This is a genomic window from Kitasatospora sp. cg17-2 (genome assembly GCF_054031055.1).
The window spans coordinates 85434-103044 of sequence record NZ_CM132923.1 but is presented as its reverse complement, the minus strand read 5'-3'; the positions used below and the strand labels follow the sequence as shown (position 1 = coordinate 103044).

The following is a 17611-nucleotide window of genomic DNA, read 5'->3' as shown; positions in this document are numbered from 1 at the left end:
CGCCCCGGCAGCGGTGGGCTCAGAGCGGTTGCGGTTCCAGGTCGAGGTTGCTGCGCTGCCACCCCCGGGTACGCACGACCGACGGGTGGCCGTCGCCCAGGAGGCCGACCAGTCCGGTCAGGGCGCGCTCGCGCAGGGCCTCCGCTTCGCTGCGGCGGCCGCCGGCGCGGAGGGTGATCGCGAGGTTGGCCTGGCAGACCAGGGTGTCGGGATGGCCGTCGCCGTGGCGGGCGGCGAGCCCGTGGTGAGCGTTGCGGGCCAGTTCCTCCGCCTCGGTCAGTTCGCCGGAATCGGCGAGCGCGTTGGCGAGGTTGCTGCCGGCGTTGAGGGTGAAGGGGTGGTCGTCGCCGAGGGCCCGGCCGAGGCCTTCCGTTGCAGAGCGGGCGTGTTCGACGGCTCCGGCGAGGTCGCCGGAGCCGCGCAGGTAGATGCCGAGGTTGTTCTCGCAGGCGAGGGTGAAGGGGTGGTCGTCGCCGAACAAGCGGCGGTGGCGATCGTGGGCGTCGGTGGCGATGTCGCGGGCGGTCTCCTTGTCGCCGGCGGCGCTGAAGTCCGCGGCGAGGTTGAGTCGGCAGGCGAGCGCGTCGGCGGGGTGGGCTCCGGGCCGTTCGAGGTGGCGCGCGTCGGTGCGTTCGGTGAGTTCGCGGGCTTCGCGGTACTCACCCGCCCGGCGGAGGGAGACGGCGAGCGACTTGGCGCTGCGCAGGTCCTCGGGCAGGTCCAACAGCCTGAGGTCGGCGAAGGCTTCGGTGACCTCGCGGAGCAGTGCCACGGAGCCCGGGTAGTCGCCCGCCTCGCGCAGGTCGCGGGCGAGGTTGGCCTTGGCGGCGAGGGTGGCGGGGTGGAGCGGGCCGCGGACGGCGAGGCTCCGTGCGAGGGTGTTCCGATCAAGGTCCAGGGCGGCGAGGCTGTTGCCGGCCATGCGGTGGTCGATGGCGAGGTTGGTGGCGGAGGTGAGTGTGTGCGGGTGGTCCTCGCCGAACAGCTCGACGAACCGGTGGTAGGTGTCCTGATCGAGGTCGAGTGCTTCCCGGAAGCGGTTGAGGTGGCGCAGGTCGGCGGCCGTCGAGCCGGCGGCCAGCAGGGTGGACGGGTGGTCCTCGCCCTGGAGTTCGCGCTGTTCGAGCAGGGTGGCCCGGTCGAGGGCGAGTGATTCGTCGTACGAGCCCTGGGAACGCAGCACATGGGCGGTCTGCAGGCGAAGGCCGAGGATCTGCCGTTGCTGGACCTTCCGTTGGGAGGAGTCCGGTTCGGTTCCGGCACGCCGTGTCCACTCGCTGTCGAGCCGGCGGCCGAGATCCAGGGCCTGGTCGGGGGCACTTCGGTTCCACAAGTAGCGGACGTGGTCGATCAGCAGTTCCCGGACGTCGGGATCGTCGCAGTCCTGTGCGAGGGAGGGCGCGAGATGCGGCCAGATGGCGTCCAGGGCGGGCCAGTCGGCTGGATCGTCGACGTCTCCGTGGGTGGGCCGGGCGCCGACCAGGATGCGGTGGACCTGGTGCATGGCGGTGTTCTGCTCCGCCTCCGTCAGGTGGTCGCGGACGACGGCTTGGACGAGCCGGTGGACCTGGAAGGAGTCAGTGGCGGGGTCGACCCTGGCGAGGGCGTAGCGGCCGACGTCGTTCAGGACCCTGCCGAGCATGAAGGTGTCGGTGAGTCCGTGGTCGTAGGGGCGGAGCGCGAGGCTCATCTGCTCGGTGTAGAGGATGTGCCGCACCGAAATCGGCCGGGGGGCGAAGAACGCGGAGAGTTCGAGCAGCCGGACGGCGGCAGGGGACTGTTCGCGGAGCCGCTCGATGGAGACGTTCCAGATGGCACTGATGTGGGTGGGGTGGTCGACGGGGCTCTCGCCGGCGGCGAGGACGCGGGCGGCCTCGGCCGTGAGCTGCTCGACGTAGGCGTCGACGGGGGTGCGGGTGGTCTCCAGCCAGGCGGCGGCCATCTCGACGGCGATCGGGAGGTCGCCGACGGCCTCGGAGACCCGGTCGGCGTCCTGGCGGCTCAGGCCGCGGACCCGGCGGGTGAGGTGGTCGATGGACTCGGCGCGGTCGAGGACGTCGACGTCGAGCACGTAGGCCTGGCCGGACCAGCCCCGGTTGCGGGAGGTGATCAGGATGTGGCCGGGGCCGTCGGGGAAGTACCGGAGGATCTCGCCGGGTTCGTCGGCGTTGTCGAAGATCAGCAGCCAGTCGGACGTGGGGACGCCCCGGCGGAGCGCGTCGCGGGCCGCCTGGGCGGCTCCGTTGAGGTCGTCGCCGACTGGCAGGCCGAGCCGGACGGCGAGGCCGGCGAGGCCGGTGATGACGTCCTCGCTCTGCTCGGCGTCGATCCACCAGACCAGGTCGTAGTACGACATGTAGCGGTGGGCGTACTCGAGGGCGATCTGGGTCTTCCCCACGCCGCCGAGGCCCTGGAGGGCGTGCGGGGGCTGGATCACCGCGGTGGTGCCGTCGGCGAGGCGGGTGCGCAGGCCGTCGAGGACGTCGGTCCGGCCGGTGAACGAGTGGTTGCGTTGTGGGACCTGCCAATAGGTCGGTCTGGTGCCGGGGAATCGGGGTGCCCCGGGCGAGCGTTCGAGCGTCTCGGCTCCGGTGTGGCCGAGGGCGCGCAGCAGGATGGTGACGACGTCCTGTTCGGTACAGCCGATCAGGTCGATCGGGTTCCTGCTGTTGTAGGGCGGGGTGAGGCGCACGTCGCCGACCCGGACGGGGATGATCCGACGGGCGCCGACCGGGGCGGTGCTCGCAACGTACCCCCAGAGCGCACGGGCCTGCTGGGACTGCAGGTAGGCGGAGGACAGGATTGCGACGACGCGGTGGTCGGGGTCGTCGGCCCCGTGCAGGTCGGAGCCGGTGCCGTGGGCGTGCGGGACGACCCGGTGGCCGGCGTCGGTGAGCAGGACGGTGATCCAGTCGGCCCAGGCGCGGTCCTCGGGGACGTAGCTCAGGTAGAGGTCGTCCAACAGGGCGGTCGCTTCGCCGCCGGGGCGCCCCGCCGTCGGATCGGGCTCGCCGGGGGGCGGGACGAGTGGCGAGGCATCGGGTTCGCGGAAGGCCCGGCCCGGCTCGGTTCCGCCCGGCTCGGTCCCGCCCGTGCCAGCCGCACCCGGGCCGGGTACGACGGGTTCGAGGGTCACCCCGAGGTGGCGCAGCAGGCTCGGGCGAAGCCGGGCGAACGGGACGCCGTCGGGGGCGACGTCGTCGGGGAGGCGGGGGTCGGCCAGCCAGGCGGGGAAGTCCGGCGAGCGTCCGAGCAGGTCCGCGACCTGTTCCGAGACGGCGTGGGCGACGGCCAGCAGACCGGCGGCGGGGACGGCCGCGAGGAGTTCCTGCTTGACCTCCTCTGCCAGGTCGAAGATCCGCTGGTTGGGCGGGAGTTCGGTGCTGCCCTGCCCCGGGACGGCGACCGGGCGGAGAAGGCCGCCGAGGAACACCTCGGCGAGCGGCAGGGTGCCGGCCCGGCCCGCCGGGTCGAGGGCGGACTGCACCAGCCGCATCACCGGGACGTTGACCGGGGCGAGCCCGGCGACGTGCGCGGCGAGCCGGTGCGCGGCGGGCGAGGCGGCGGCGGTGAAGCGGCGGAACCGGGCCATCGGGTCGGCCGGGCGGGGGACGCCGGGGCGTGGCCCGGCGCCCGGACCGCGGGGCTGCCACAGCGGGACCTCCTGCTCGGCGCGGGCGCCGGCGACCAGCCGGGCCCAGTCCGCGAGGGCGGCAGGGGTGAGTTCCAGGACAGGCACCGGGAGCCGGTCGCCGGGGCGGTGGGCGGCTGGGCGGTGGGCGTCGGCCCACGGCAGCATCGGGTCGCGCACCCGCCAGGCGGCGTTGGGCGCGCCCTGCCGCTCGGTCCGGACGGTGTGGTGGTGGGCCGCCAGGCCGGTGCCGGCCCACAGGCGGCGCGGCAGGGTGTGGACGACGGCCAGTGGTCCGGCCCGGCCCCAGTCGTCCAGCACGTGCCGCATGCGGCCGTCCCGCCAGGCCAGCCCGGCACCGTCGCTCACCACGACCACCAGGGTCCGTCCGGTCGGGTCGGTGAGCGCGCGGGGCGGGACGGTGCCGGGGGCGGAGGTGAACGGTCCGGGGCGCAGTGCGATCGGGTCCGGCCCGCGCGAGCGGAGCCCGAGTACCTGCATCTGCCGGAACGCGCCGGTGTGCTGGAACAGGTCGGTGAGTTCGGCGACCAGGCGGCGCCACAGCAGCATCGACACCCCGTCGTCGACCACGAGCACGCACCGCAGCCAGCGTTCCCGTTCGGCGCGCAGCACCACGGTGGGCAGCCGGGTCCGGGCGACGGCCTCGGCGGAGGCGGTCTCGTCGACCCGCTGCTCGTGCCGGCTGGGCCCGTGCAGCCGCAGCGGGCGCAGGCTGCGGACCAGCAGCCGTTCCTGGCCGAGCTCCTTCGGTTCGGGGACGCGGATCGCCCGGCCGCCGCCGGGCGCGGTGTGTCCGGGCCCGCCGGGGCGGCGGGCGGCGTGCAACGGTACGGCCCCGGAGGGTCCGTCCGCGAGGTGGCCGGGCCCGGTGGGGTCCGGTGCGTCGTGCCCCGGGGCGGAGTGGCCGGGCGGGGCGGCCCGGCCGGGCCCGGGGGCGGCCGCCGGGTCTTCGGCGCCGGGGACGGCGGGTCGTGGGCGCGGGTCGTCGGGGCGGAGCGAGTGGGGGATCGGTCCGGCAGGGGCGGGCGGGGGGAGGCGTGCGGCGAGCAGGAGCACGTCGAGCAGGGTGTCCGCGTCCGGCGTGAAGCCGGCCGCGGCGAGCGCGTCGAGCAGCCTCCGCGCCGCGTCCGTCCCCTCCTCCTCCCCACCCCCGTCTCCGTCCCTGTTCCCGTCCCCGTCCCCGTCCCCGTTCGCGCTCCCGTCCCGTGCCATGGCGTCAGCCGCCCTCGCCGAGGCTGCGCAGGACCGCGCGGTGGATGTGGCCGCGGTCGGCGGGGATCCCGCCGTGGCGCAGGAAGACCGCGTTGAGCAGCTGGTCGGTGGCGAGCTCGCCCTCCGCACGGCGGGCGACGAAGTCGTTGACGAGGGCCGCGGCGCCCTCCAGCACCTCGCTGCCGAGGTGGGCGTCGATGATCTCGAGGAGCCGGTCGCGGTCGGGTTCGGGCAGGTCGAGGCGGAGGCAGCGGCGCAGGAAGGCCGGCGGGAACTCGCGTTCGCCGTTGCTGGTGATCACCACGACGGGGAACTCGGTGCAGGTGATCCGTCCGGCGCGGACCACGACCGGCGGGCCGTCCGGGTCGGCCGGGCGGACGGTCACCTCGGCCGGGGGCGGGCCGGACGCGGTGTCCTCGCCGTTGCGGGCGAGTTCGGGGATGTCGAAGAACCCGTCCTCGAAGACGGTGAGCAGGTCGTTGGGCAGGTCGATGTCGCCCTTGTCGAGTTCGTCGACCAGCAGCACCCGCGGCAGGTCGCCGGGCACCAGCGCGGTGCCGACGGGGCCGAGGTGGACGAACCTGCCCGGGGCGGCGTCCGTCCCCGCGTCCTGCCCGGCCGGCCGGGCGCTCTCCCGGAGCCGGCCGATGGCGTCGTAGCGGTACAGCGCGGCCTGCAGGGTGGAGCGCGAGTTGATCGGCCAGTGCAGGACCTCGCCGAGGCCCAGCTCGTGGGCGAGCGCGTGGGCCAGCGAGGACTTCCCGGTGCCGGGCTTGCCCGTGATCAGCAGTGGGCGGCGCAGGTGCAGGGCGGCGTTGACGATGTCGGCCTCGTCCGGGCCGAGCCGGTAGGGGTGCACCGGCGGGCCCTCGCCGGCGGTGTGCCCGAAGCGCCGCCAGGGCGGGGCCTCGGGCATCCGGGTGACGGGCCGGCTGACGCCGTCGCCCCGGAACAGGCTCCAGGCCGGGCCGGTGTCCTCGGTCATCGAACCGTTCTCCCTCGTCCGTCCGGCTGCCGCCGGTCCGTGGTCGCTGTCGTGCGGGCAGGGGTGCCGGCGGCCGTCACGGTGGCTCCTCCTCGGGGGCGGAGCACACCAGCACGTCCGGCGCGGGCCAGTCCGGGCGCTCCTGCGCGAGGACGGGCCGCAGCGGGTAGGCGGCGCCGTTGTAGTTCACGAGCGTGCGGTACCGGCGGACCCGTTCGGCGAGCGTGTCGTGCGGCCCGTCGGGGTCGAGCGGGTCGTAGTGGTCGGCGGGCAGCACCTCGGGGTCCGCGCGGTCCCACAGGACGGTGGGGATCCCGAGGTACAGGCAGAGCGCCGCGTGCTGCTGCCGGACGGCGGCGCGGGGGGTGCGGACCACGGCGCGGGCGGCGGTCAGGTCGCGGAAGAGGACGGATTCGACGTGATGGCGCTCCGTGCACGTCTCGTCGAGGTGGACGGCGGGAGGGGTCTCGCGGTGCTCCCAGCGCCGGATCAGCTCCTGGGCGCGCTCGGCCATGTCGTCCCCGCTGAGGGCGCGGCCGAGCCGGACCAGCACCCGGCGGCGCAGGCCGAGCGGCTCCGGGCCCATGCCGAGCGTGCTTTCGGGGTCGCGCACGTTCCAGGTGTCGATCGGCAGCGCCAGCTCGTGGGCGTCGAGGAAGAACTCGATCACGGCGTCGGTGCCCCGGACCAGGGCGATCGAGCGGACCTGCCGGGCGATCGCGTCGGGCGGCAGGGGCGTCGGGGTGCCGTCGGTCGCCAGGCGCAGACTGCCGTCGGGCTCCGCCGCCCAGACCTGGAACAGGTAGCGGCCGGGGGTGCCGTTGCCGGGCCGCTCGTACAGGCTCAGGCTGACGGCCAGCCGCCCGCTGCTCCACTGCTCGGCCCGCCGTGCGGACCACTGCTCGGCGCGGGCGCGGTGCTCCTGCAGGGCCTCCTCGGGGATGCCCAGACGGTCCAGCACGCGGCTGCCCCAGTCCCGGAGTTCCTCCGCGGCTCCGGGGTCCGTGGCCGCGAGTTGGGCGGCCCGGTACTCGGTGAACCGGAGCAGCTCGGGCACCAGCCGGGAGGGGTACCGGTACAGGCTCTCCAGATGCGCGACCAGCTTCGGCAACCGCTCGCGTTCGACCGCCTCGCTGTTCGGTTCGAGGGGCAGCCGGAGGTCCTCGGTCAGCAGGATCCCGGCCAGCGGTTCCTGCGCGGCCACGCCGATGGGCAGACCCGGGACGGGCTCGGCGATCTGCTGCTGGAGCCAGGTGTGCTCCTCGGGCGAGAGCAGTGTGGTCACCCCGAGGGCCGACATCCTGGCGAGCAGCAGATCGGCGAGCCCGTCCCGGGAGCCGCGCAGCGATTCGACGAACGCGGCCGGGCCGCGGGGCGTGGCGAGCAGCACCTCGGCCAGCTCGTCCGGTTCGGGTGCGGTGCCGGCGTCCTTCAGGACCGTAAGCCCGCACGCGGCGGCCACCGCCCGGGCGTGCTGGGCCCGGACGTCCGCCGTCAGGTGACGGCCGATCAGGGTCTTCAGGAGGTGGTGCGCCGACCGGCCGACGGCGGCCTCCGGCGCCCGCTCGGACGCCGGCCGGCCCCGGGGAGTTCCGGCCGAGGCGGGCAGCAGCGTGTCCGCCGCGGCCTCGCCGAGCCGGCCGGCCAGTTCACGGTGGACGGTGCGCCAGGGAACGGTGAAGGCCCGGTTGATGTAGCCGTCGCCGCGCAGCCGTCCCAGGACCAGGCCGACCACCGCCTCCCCGTCGCTCCACCAGAGCGGGCCGCCGCTGTAACCCGGGCCGATCCGGGGGCCGGTGCCGCACCGGTCCAGGTAGGCGACGGACGTCTCCACGGAGGTGACCGTGCTGTCCACGAAGCTCGCGCCGGACGCCGCGCTGAACCAGGCCCGGACCCGCTGGTCCCGGTCGGGTTGCCGCCAGTACTGGGGGGCGGCGTCGGGCGGCCGCGACCCGGTGACCTCCAGTACGGCCAGGTCGCCCTCCCAGGACTCGGCCCAGTCCGGCACCTCCCCGCCGTCCGCGGCGCGCGGCGGGAACCAGTGGCGGCAGCGCGCCGGGAGGATCCTGCCGGCCAGCTCGATCCGCAGCGGTCCGGCGCCGGGGTGCTCCTGACGGAACTGCTCGTGCCCCAGCGCGTCGTTGACGACGTGTGCGCAGGTCAGCGCCAGCCCGTCCCGGAGGTAGAGGCCCGCGCCGGCCTGGTCGCCGGCTTCCGTGAGCACCGTGACGTGCGCGGCCAGGAGGCCGGCCTCGGCGGCCGCCCGTCCACTGCCGAACCAGGTGCGCACCGCGTTCAGGTCCCGCTGGTCCGTGCGGGCCCGGTCGCGGGGAGCTGCCAGGTCGCGGACACCGTCAGACTGGACTCGGCCGTGCCGCCGACGATGCCGATGCTCAGGTCGGAGCCGAACTGCACGCCGAACTCCACCGACACCTCCTGCGGGCGCGAGGGCACCGCGGCCACCGTGTCGTGCACCTCCTGCAGCAGCGGCACCAGCGGCCGCAGCGCCGTCCGCAGCGCGCCCTGGGCGAGCGCGGCGGCCCGCCGCCCGGCACCGGAGGACACCGCCTCCCCGCCGTCCAGGTCCGGCGGCCGCCGCCGGTCCGGCCCACCCCCCGACCGCTCGGCCGCGGTGCCTGTGGGGAAGACCCGTAACCTGACCGCCGTGCCGTCCTGAAGACCCAACTCGATGAACTCCGTCACAGCCAGGATTATCGTGACTTCCCACCGGCCCGGGGCCGTGTTCCGCAAAGATTCCCGACCCGCCGCCCAGAACGCGGCAGGGTCACGGTGCTCCCGACGGTGACGAGTTCCGTCCCGAGCCGGAGTGGCCTCGGCAACACCAGGAGCTCGACCTGGCCGAGGAACTGACGTCGGACAAGGCCCGGACGGGCCCTGGACGGCCGGAGTGTGACACGGACACGTCCTTGTACGTCGGGGCTGTTTCGTCTTCGTGTCCACTTGTCTGGACCACTGGTGCCCCGTGTCGCTCGCACACAGACTTGGCCTCTGCACCACAGTGCAAGCACCCCCCTTGGACCGAAAGAGCGCCACCCCATGCTCAGCTCCGCCAGACCCGGCGTTTCCCAGCCCTGCCCGCCGTACCCCGTGGGGAGGTGGCATCCGTGCTCCGGTACGTGACACGCAGGGCGGCGGGCTGGTTCCTGGTCATCGTGGTGGCCACCAACGCCACCTACTTCCTCGCCAGTTCGTTCCTCGACCCGCGCTCGAACTTCAAGGAACTGCGCCCGGTCCGTACCGACGAACAGGTCTCCCGAGCCCTGGCCCCCTACAACCTGGACCCGCACGAGCCGCTGCTCCACCGCTGGTGGGACTGGCTGACCGGGGTGGTCCTGCACTTCGACTGGGGACGCTCCCCGGTCGGGGTCGCGGTCAACGGGGAGATCGGCTACCGATCCCTCGTCAGCGCCCAACTGGTGATCGGCGCCACGCTCCTGTCCGTCCTCGTCGGTGTCGCGCTCGCCGTCCACACCGCCTCGCGCCAGTACGGCTGGCGGGACCGGGCCGCCCAGGCCGTGTCCATGGCGCTGTTCAACGTCCCGGTGTCCATCGCCGCACTCGCCCTGGTCCTGCTCGCGATCCGGCTGAACGAACAGGCGGGCTGGCACTTCCTGTACGTCGCGGGCGAGCAGTCCCCGGACGTGGAGGGATTCTGGGCGACGCTCGGCGACCGCCTCGCGCACCTGATCCTGCCGACGCTGACGCTCACCCTGACCGGGTACGTGGGCCACCACCTCACCCAGCGCTCCCTGCTGCTGGACGTGATCGGCTCCGACTTCGTGCGCACCGCCCGGGCCACCGGGCTCACCCGCGCCCAGGCGATCCGCCGGCACGCCCTGCGCACCGCCCTGATCCCCACCGCGCAGTCCGTGGCCTTCAGCATCCCGGCCGTCTTCACCGGTGCCGTGCTGACCGAGACCGTCTTCGGCTGGAACGGCATGGGCCAGTACTTCGTCCAGACCATCAACAAGAACGACGTGCACGGCACCGTGGCGACCGCCGCCTTCGCCGCCGCCCTGACCGCGATCGGCGCGATCCTCGCGGACATCACCACCGTCCTCCTCGACCCGAGAGTGCGGGTGAGTTGAGATGGGTACCCCCGTGAGTCCCGCCACGTCCCCCGACAGCGGCCTCCCCGCCGCCCCCGACGGCGCCCTCGCCACCGACAGCGCCCTCGCCACCGCCACCGGGCACGACGGCCGCTACCTCGGCCGGCGCCGCCTCTACCTGCGCCGCTTCCGGCGCAACCGGACCGCCGTCGTAGGCGTGGCGATCCTGCTCCTGCTCGTGCTGTTCAGCGCGTTCGGTCAACTGCTCACCCCCTACCACTTCTCCGACGCCGATTTCTCCGCCCTCACCCAGCCCCCCGGCTCCGAGCACTGGTTCGGTACCAACCAGGGCGGCAACGACGTCTACGCCTCCGCCGCGCACGGCCTCCAGCGTTCGCTGGTGATCGCGGTGACCGTGTCCGTCCTGACCGTGGCCGTCTCCGCGGTCGTGGGCGCGGGTGCCGCCTACCTCGGGGGCCGCACGGAGAAGGCCACCCTCGCCGTCATCCACTTCCTGCTGATCGTGCCCTCCTTCCTCGTCCTCGCCCTGGTGTCGCACAAGCTGGCGGGCGACTGGCGGGTCCTGGTCCTCGTCCTGACGGTGTTCGGCTGGATGTCCACGGCCCGCGTGGTCTGGTCGGTGTCGACGTCCCTGCGCGAGCGTGACTACGTGCTCGCCGCGGAGTTCATGGGCGTGCGCCCGCTGCGCATCGTCCTGCGCCACATCGTCCCCAACCTGGGCTCCCTGCTCATCGTCAATCTCACCCTGGGAGTGGTTTCCACCGTCCTCAGCGAGACCGCCCTGTCCTTCCTCGGCTTCGGGGTCCAGACCCCGGACGTCTCGCTGGGCACGATGCTCGCGGACGGCGCGGGCACCATCACCAGCGCCCCCTGGCTCTTCGCCTTCCCCGCGGGGCTGACCGTGCTGCTCACCGTCTCGATGACCTTCGTCGGCGACGGCCTGCGCGACGCCCTCGACCCCACGTCCACCACCGGCGCGGCAGGAGGCCGACGATGAACCCCGTACCTGTCCGCCCCACGGGGCCCGAGGCCGAGCCCGCACCCGGCCCGCTCGCTCCCGCCCCGCCCGCTCCCGCCGGGCCGCCCGCTCCCGTCCTGTCCGTACGCGACCTGCGGGTCTCCTTCCCCTCCGAGCAGGGACCGGTGGACGCCGTGCGCGGCGTCGACTTCGACCTCCTCCCCGGACGCACCCTGGGCATCGTCGGCGAGTCCGGCTCCGGCAAGTCCGCCACCGCCCTCGCCCTTCTGGGCCTGCTGCCTTCCACCGCCCGCGTCGGCGGCCGGATCCTGCTGGGCGGCCGCGACCTGGCGGCGATGGACGACGCCGCACTCGCCCGCGTCCGCGGCAAGGACATCGGGATGGTCTTCCAGGACCCGATGTCCGCGCTCACCCCCGTCTTCAGCGTCGGCCGGCTGCTGTCCCAGGCCCTGCGCGTGCACCGGGACCTGTCCAGGAAGGACGCCTGGGAGCAGGCGGTGGAACTCCTCGACCTGGTCGGCATCCCCGACCCGCGCGAGCGCGCCAAGGCGTTCCCGCACGAGTTCTCCGGCGGCATGCGCCAACGCGTCGTCATCGCCCTGGCCATCGCCAACAGGCCCTCCGTCCTGGTCGCCGACGAGCCCACCACCGCGCTCGACGTCACCGTCCAGGCCCAGATCCTCGACGTGCTGCGCCTGGCCCAGCGCGAGACCGGCGCCGGCCTGGTCCTGATCACCCACGACCTGGGTGTGGTGGCCGGCCACGCCGACGACGTCGCCGTCATGTACGCCGGACGGATCGTCGAGCACACGGGTGTCGACGAGCTCTTCGCCCGCCCCACCATGCCCTACACCGCCCGGCTGCTGGCTGCCGTCCCCTCCGCGGACAGCGGCGTGCGACGGCCGCTTGTCCCGATCGGCGGCGAGCCGCCCTCCCCGACCGCCCTGCCCGGCGGCTGCGCCTTCGCGCCGCGCTGCACGGTGGCCCGCGACGTCTGCCGCACCGCCGAACCGGACCTGGCCGCACCCGCCGGGCGGCCCGGGCTCGTCGCCTGCCACCGCGCGCAGGAGATCGCCGACGGCACCCTGGACCCGGCCGGTCCCGCCGTTGCCGTCCCCCCGGCCCGCGCCGGGCGGGGGAGCGTCGGCGAGGTGGTCCTGCGCGTGGAGGACCTGGTCAAGACGTTCCCCGTCACCAAGGGCGCCCTCCTCAAGCGCCGGGTGGGCACCCTGCAGGTGGTCAACGGCGTCGGCTTCGAGCTGCGCGCGGGGGAGACCCTCGCGCTGGTGGGGGAGTCCGGCAGCGGCAAGACCACCACGCTGCGCGAGGTGCTGCGCCTGCGCGCCCCCGAGGGCGGCCGGATCGAGGTGGCGGGCACCGACGTCGCGACGCTGCGCTCGGCGGCGCAGGTGCGGGAGCTGCGGCGCGAGATCCAGATCGTCCTGCAGGACCCGACGGACGCACTGGACCCGCGGCTGACCGTCTTCGACCTGCTGGCCGAACCGCTCCAGGCCGCCGGCGCCGACCGGCGGGCCGTGCGCTCCCGCATCCCGCAGCTCCTGGACCTGGTGGGACTGGACCGCGCCGTGGGGGACCGGTTCCCCGCCGCGCTGTCCGGCGGCCAGCGCCAGCGGGTCGGCATCGCCCGCGCCCTGGCGCGCGAGCCGAAGCTGCTGGTCCTGGACGAGCCGCTGTCCGCCCTGGACGTCTCCGTGCAGGCCGAGATCGTCAACCTGCTCGTCCGGCTGAAGCGGGAACTGGGCCTGGCCTACCTCGTGGTGGCGCACGACCTGGCCGTGGTGCGCTACTTCTCCGACCGGATCGCGGTGATGTACCTCGGACACATCGTCGAGTCCGGCGCCACCGAGGAGATCTTCGCCCACCCGCGGCACCCGTACACCAAGGCCCTGCTGTCGGCGGTCCCGCTGCCCGACCCGCGGCGCGAGCGCCGCCGCGAGCGCATCGTCCTCCAGGGCGAGCAGCCCAGTGCCGCCCGGCTGCCGGCGGGCTGCGTGTTCGTCGACCGCTGCCCGCTCCACCGGGAGGCCGACGAGAGCGTGCGCACGCGCTGCCGCACCGAACGGCCCGCGACGGTCGGCGCGCCGGACGGCTCCGACCACCGGTACGCCTGCCACGCGCTCTGACACCCGCTCTCCTCCTTCCTTTCTTCCTCCTCCCCATCAAGGACATCCCGTGCGTCGTAAGTTCGCTCTGCCCCTCGCGCTGGTCGCGGCCGTCTCGGTCGCCGCCACCGCCTGCTCCTCCTCGTCCTCCTCGGGCGACTCCTCGGGCAAGGAGACCCGCAGCACCGCCCAGGTCGCGTCCTCGGTGACCGACTACAACCCCCAGCCGTACGAGAACCTCAAGGACGGCGGTACCTACACCACCGCGGGCACCTTCGACGAGCAGGGCAACCCCTTCAACGTCAACGGCACCCTCAACGCGCTGCGGATCTGGTCCTGGTACAACGCCGACGCCATCACGTACTCGCCCACCGGCGAGGTCCAGTACAACCCGGACTACTACAGCGACGTGAAGGTCTCCGTCGAGGGCGGCGACCAGAAGGTCGTCATCACCCTCAACCCCAAGGCCGTGTTCAACGACGGCACCCCGATCGACTGGCGTGCCGTCGAGGCCACCTGGAAGGCCAACAACGGATCGGACAAGGAGTACGCGGCCTCCTCCACCGACGGCTACGACCGCATCACGTCCGTCACCCGGGGCGCGGACGACAAGCAGGCGGTCATCGCCTTCAAGGGTGTCAACGCCTCCTGGTCCGCGCTGTTCACCACCTTCCTGCACCCCCAGGCCGCCACCGTCGAGAACTTCAACAAGGCGTACGTCAAGACGGCGCACCCGGAATGGGGCACCGGACCGTACACCGTGGGCACCTGGGACGCCCAGTCCGGCAACATCACCTTCGTCCGCAACCCCGCCTGGTGGGGCCGCAAGGGCAAGCTCGACAAGCGCGTCTACGTCAACCTCGAACGCGCCGCCTCGATCAACGCCTTCAAGAACGGCGAGATCGACTACGCCCCGGTCGGCGACGCGGAGAACCTGAAGCAGGTGAGGGCCGTCAAGGACGCCGAGGTGCGCAGCGGCGGCAGCCCCTTCGAGTACGCGCTGTACCTCAACACCAAGTCCCCGTTCCTCGGCGACGTCCAGGTCCGCAAGGCGGTCCAGGAGAGCATCGACCGCTCGCAGATCACGAAGATCCGCTTCCAGGGCCTCGACTACAGCGAGCCGCTGCCGGGCTCGGCGGTCCTCTACAGCTTCCAGCAGGGCTACCAGGACAACGTCGCCGCCGTGCTGAAGTACGACCCGCAGGAGGCCCGCAGGACCCTGGACGAGGCCGGCTGGAAGCCCGGGGCCGACGGCATCCGCGCCAAGGACGGCAAGGAGCTCGAACTCGGCTACACCCTGCTCGGCGACGACCCCGTCGAGAAGGCCGTCTCCGGGGCGTTCACCGCGATGCTCAAGGCCGTCGGCGTGCGGCTGAACGTCAACAAGGTCTCCTCGAACGACTTCTCCAAGGTGCTCAGCGAGCGCCGCTTCGACCTGTTCATCTCCGGCAACCGCTCGACGGACCCCTTCGGCGCGCGGTCCCTGTGCGACTTCTACTGCTCGGACCGCGAGTCGAACATCACCGGGGCCGGCACCCCCGAACTGGACCAGGAGATCCGCGCCACCGGGGACATCGCCGACCTCGGCGAGCAGATCGCGGCCGTCAACAAGCTGGAGCAGAAGGCCCTTCAGCAGTACTCCCTGCTGCCGCTCTACAGCGGACCCTCGACGTACGGTCTGCGGAAGGGACTCGCCAACGTCGGCGCCACCATCTTCCTCAGCCCGCTGCCCGAGACCATCGGCTGGCAGAAGTAGCACCCCCGGCGCCCGGGCGCGGCCGGCCCGTCCTCGGGGTGTGAGGACGGACCGGCCCGGCGGTGCGCCGCCACGAGCTGCTGGTCCTGATCCAGGTGCCGTGCCTCGCCCTGGGGCTGACGGCCACCGCTCTGGCCACGGACGGGGCCGGCCGCCTCTTCCTCGTCCCGCTCGTGGCCACGGCCGTCCTGCTCGCCGCCGGTTGGAAGGCCGCGAGCCCCGCCGTGAGCGGTCACTACTGGAACTGCAGCACGACGCAGGCGGGGTATTCCGCGCTGGAGGCCCACTTCGACGGCCACCGGCCGTGGAGGCCCGCCACCAACGACGACCTCTCCTCGCAGGACGCCGAGCTGCTCGCCGCGGTCCTGCCCCGGGGCAGTTTCGGCGGCAGGCTCGGCCCTCTGTCCGGCGCCCTCAACCGGCCCGAACGACCGCGCACCGGCGGTACGCCCATCAACGACCCGCCGGGGCTCGGTGGCCTCTGACACCGGCTCGGACCCCGTCGGCGGGACGACCTCCGGATCCCGGCTCCCGGCGGCGGGGCGGTCCGCGATGTCAGTCGCGGTACTCGCAGAGGTAGGCGGTCTCCACCGCGCTCCTGACCTGGAACCTGCTGTCCGCCGGGACGTCGAACCGCTCGCCGGCCTTGAAGGTCTCCCACTGCTCGGAGCCGGGCAGCCTGACGGTCAGCGCGCCGCTGACCACGTGCATGATCTCCCGCTTCGCGGTGCCGAACTCGTAGTCACCGGGCGCCATGACGCCGACGGTCGCCGGACCCTCCTCCGGCGTGAAGGCGATCGACTTGACCGCGCCGTCGAAGTACTCGTTGACCTTGAACATCGGCATCCTCTCGGAAGACAGGCAGACAAGGGGGCGTCCCGCCCGTCGCGGGCCGGCCCCCGGCGAGGGAAGGCTACCGGTAGCCGTCACCGGCCTTCCATGCAGGTCGAAGCCGCAGTCGACCACCGTCCCGCCGCTGCCCGGCCCTGGCCCCGGAGCCAGGGTCGGGCAGCACGGGGGAGACTTTCGCGGTGGAGGAACGCGAAGACGCCCCAGGCTTCCCCGGGGTCGGGACGGAGGTCGCCAGGGCCGGTGAACGCGTGCCGAATCCGATGTCGACACGGAGTCTCAGCAGTGTCACGCCTTGGACGGGCACGATGGGCCGGGCGACGCCGGGCGAAGTCCATGGTAGGACCGGGCCCTTGGTGTGACGAGTGTGAACCGTTGATTCCAGTGACTGTGGGGAACACCTGAGTGCCGGTCCCCGCAGCCGTATCCATGTTCGAGGCGGACGGGAAAGGTGTGGTGATGTTGAAAGACCGGAAGGGGGCGGTGCGGACCTTTCGCAACCCGTGGCTCTGTGTGCATTTTCTCATCGGTTTCATGGCGCTGGTCATAGCGGTGGCGGTGATGGTGGAACTGTCCGTCCTCGCTGACCCCTTCTCGGTTCTCCTGACCGGGATTCCGGGGATCTGGTTGACCCTGCGTATACCGTTCTGCCGCACTGTCCTGTCGTCCGAAGGCGTTGCCTATCATGGACTGTTCGCGACGAGGAGGGCGGGATGGGGAGAAGTGGCGGTGATCGGTAAGGGCTTTTCCGGCGGGACGTTGGCCGTCTCCAGTTTTCCGGTCCTGACCCTGACCGGCGGAAAGGAGATCGAGCTGCTGACACTCGCCGGGTACGGCGAAAGCAACCGACGAGTCGCACGGGTCGTGGGTGCCATGGGCGAGTTCCTTTCCGGGCACCGGGCCGGCCCGGGCGAGGAGTAGTCCCCGGGTCTCCACCACCGGAGCCGAGCCGGAGTCCAACCCGTGGTGACGAGGTGGTCACCGTCGACGCACGGGGACGGTACAGCCCCGTCCGTGGCGAGCCGCGAGCCGCGGGCCCGGCGGGCAGGCGTCCCGGAGGCGCCTGCCCGCCGGGCGGGTGCTGACGGACGTGCGGTACGCCGAAACGGTCGTGTCCCGGCCGGGGCCGAGGAGACTGTCCGTCAGGCCTGTCGGAGCGGGCACATCTCCCGGCCCCGCAGGCGCCCGCTCCCTCGGCTCAGGCCCCGGACCCGGTCGCTTGGGCGGTCGCTGTGTACAGGCCGCGTCCGGGGCGCTGTGCGCGGCCGTCCTTCGCGAGGCGTTCCAGCCGGGTGCGGACCGCGTTGACGTTCGTCTGCAGTGGTTCCAGTCCGAGCTTGTCGCTCACTTCACGGGCGCGCATCGGTTCTGCCGATCCGGACAGGACCGCCAGGATGCTGTCCGCGTCGGTCACCGTCCGCCGTCCGGCGGCCGGCGCCGCGGTCGGGGGCTCGGCACCGACCGGGCGCGGGCGCGCCGCCCGTCCGGTTCGGGCGGCCGGTTCCTGCTTCGCTGCCGTCCTGGCGCCGCCGCCAGCCTTCGCGCCACGGGCCTTGGCCCGTGCGGGTGTTGCCTTCTCCGGCTCGGCCGCTTTCCGGGCCGGGGCCTTCCTGGCGGGCGTCTTCTTCTTCGCGGCGCTCGCCGCAGCGGGGGGCCCGGCAGGGACCGGTGCCCCCGGAGCGGAGGCGGCCCGTTCGGTGTCCCGCGAGGCCTCGGCCGGTACGGGCGGGGCCTCGGTCGCAGGCGTCCTCTGGTCCTCGTCGGTGCGAGCCGGGGGACCGGACAGCAGTCGCAGTGCTTCGAGAGCCTGGTGGACGGCGTCCCGTTCGGTCGTCGCGGCGTCGAGTTCGGCCTGCGCCCGGAGCAACCGTTCCTCCGTGGCGGGCAGTTGCTCCTCCAGCGCGAGGATGGTCGCGCCCACACTGGTGTCCGTTCCGAACGTTGCCACGATCACTCCCGTTGCG

At 73.3% G+C, this 17611-nt stretch carries 12 protein-coding genes; 6 read left to right on the top strand and 6 right to left on the bottom strand.

All coding sequences use genetic code 11. The features are described 5' to 3' along the window. Positions 1–19 precede the first annotated feature (19 nt). From fxsT to ACW14Y_RS00390, 4 genes are all read right to left on the bottom strand, one after another. Entirely contained in the window at positions 20–4864 is a 4845-nt protein-coding gene (gene fxsT / locus ACW14Y_RS00405) for an FxSxx-COOH system tetratricopeptide repeat protein (protein WP_456985440.1), read from the bottom strand. A gap of 4 nt (positions 4865–4868) precedes the next feature. After that, positions 4869–5849, bottom strand: coding sequence for an AAA family ATPase (locus ACW14Y_RS00400; protein ID WP_402725073.1), 981 nt, complete (start codon positions 5847–5849; stop codon positions 4869–4871). A 76-nt stretch (positions 5850–5925) separates the two neighbouring features. Further along, entirely contained in the window at positions 5926–8139 is a 2214-nt protein-coding gene (locus ACW14Y_RS00395; RefSeq protein WP_456985439.1) for a VMAP-C domain-containing protein, read from the bottom strand. Between the two features lie 5 nt (positions 8140–8144). Continuing rightward, complete coding sequence (locus tag ACW14Y_RS00390; RefSeq protein ID WP_380299958.1) at positions 8145–8552, bottom strand: CU044_2847 family protein; 408 nt, start codon at positions 8550–8552, stop codon at positions 8145–8147. A gap of 422 nt (positions 8553–8974) precedes the next feature. On the opposite strand from ACW14Y_RS00390, the gene ACW14Y_RS00385 reads away from it, so the two are divergent. The 5 genes from ACW14Y_RS00385 (at position 8975) to ACW14Y_RS00365 (ending at position 15283) form a co-directional block, all read left to right on the top strand. Continuing rightward, positions 8975–9958 (top strand): ABC transporter permease, encoded by a 984-nt coding sequence (locus ACW14Y_RS00385; RefSeq protein ID WP_380299957.1) that lies wholly within the window; start codon positions 8975–8977, stop codon positions 9956–9958. Positions 9959–9971: 13 nt separating this feature from the next. Next, positions 9972–10937: an ABC transporter permease gene (locus tag ACW14Y_RS00380; protein ID WP_456985438.1), complete on the top strand. Its 966-nt coding sequence runs from the start codon at positions 9972–9974 to the stop codon at positions 10935–10937. After that, complete coding sequence (locus ACW14Y_RS00375; RefSeq protein ID WP_456985437.1) at positions 10934–13063, top strand: dipeptide ABC transporter ATP-binding protein; 2130 nt, start codon at positions 10934–10936, stop codon at positions 13061–13063. The genes ACW14Y_RS00380 and ACW14Y_RS00375 overlap by 4 nt, the downstream gene beginning before the upstream one ends. A gap of 49 nt (positions 13064–13112) precedes the next feature. Further along, positions 13113–14798 (top strand): ABC transporter family substrate-binding protein, encoded by a 1686-nt coding sequence (locus tag ACW14Y_RS00370; protein ID WP_456985436.1) that lies wholly within the window; start codon positions 13113–13115, stop codon positions 14796–14798. Between the two features lie 62 nt (positions 14799–14860). Continuing rightward, positions 14861–15283, top strand: coding sequence for a hypothetical protein (locus ACW14Y_RS00365; protein ID WP_380299953.1), 423 nt, complete (start codon positions 14861–14863; stop codon positions 15281–15283). 70 nt (positions 15284–15353) lie between these two features. Here ACW14Y_RS00365 and ppnP read toward each other — a convergent pair whose 3' ends face one another. Next, on the bottom strand, positions 15354–15638 hold the full coding sequence (ppnP, locus tag ACW14Y_RS00360; RefSeq protein WP_380443185.1) for a pyrimidine/purine nucleoside phosphorylase: 285 nt from the start codon (positions 15636–15638) through the stop codon (positions 15354–15356). 414 nt (positions 15639–16052) lie between these two features. On the opposite strand from ppnP, the gene ACW14Y_RS00355 reads away from it, so the two are divergent. Next, positions 16053–16568, top strand: a complete 516-nt coding sequence (locus tag ACW14Y_RS00355) for a hypothetical protein (RefSeq protein WP_456985435.1) — start codon at positions 16053–16055, stop codon at positions 16566–16568. A gap of 277 nt (positions 16569–16845) precedes the next feature. Here ACW14Y_RS00355 and ACW14Y_RS00350 read toward each other — a convergent pair whose 3' ends face one another. After that, the gene (locus ACW14Y_RS00350) at positions 16846–17595 is read right to left on the bottom strand and encodes a hypothetical protein (RefSeq protein ID WP_456985434.1); all 750 of its coding nucleotides are present in this window, start codon (positions 17593–17595) and stop codon (positions 16846–16848) included. Positions 17596–17611: the final 16 nt, after the last annotated feature.